Source organism: Streptococcus sp. GMD6S (assembly GCF_000297015.1).
Window position 1 is genome coordinate 1 of sequence record NZ_AJRH01000270.1, and the last position, 524, is coordinate 524.

Below are 524 nucleotides of genomic sequence, written 5' to 3' on the forward strand. Positions count from 1 at the left end.
TTTACGAGCGCTACTCCATCAACAAATCTGCTCCTTTCTACCTCGAACTCCTTAAAAAGAATATAGACAAGGGTTCAGCTATTACCCATCTAGCTGAAAAACTCGGATTGACCAAAGATGAAACCATGGCGATCGGTGACGAAGAGAATGACCGCGCCATGCTGGAAGTCGTTGGCAACCCCGTTGTCATGGAAAATGGAAATCCAGAACTCAAAAAAATCGCCAAATACATCACCAAAACAAACGACGAATCCGGCGTCGCCCATGCTATCCGTACGTGGGTACTGTAAAATGCTTAAGGATAGAAAATAAACGACACCCCAAAAGTAGAGATGAGACTCTAACTTCTGGGGTGTTCTTTTTGATTTTTCGCCAAACCTTCTAATCAAATCATCTAAATAATCCCAGTCTATCTAGTTCTTTTAGGGCGGATTCTCTTGATGGGTATGGATTTCTATTGATGAAAATTTTTACTGTTTCGACGTGATGATAAAGATCCATGCTGATTTCTTTTAAATTATCAA

1 protein-coding gene is annotated in these 524 nt (G+C 40.5%); it reads left to right on the forward strand.

Annotated features, from left to right (window positions below):
• On the forward strand, positions 1 to 290 hold a 290-nt coding region (locus tag GMD6S_RS10110), incomplete at its 5' end, for an HAD-IIB family hydrolase (RefSeq protein ID WP_000328045.1).
• Positions 291 to 524 lie beyond the last annotated feature (234 nt).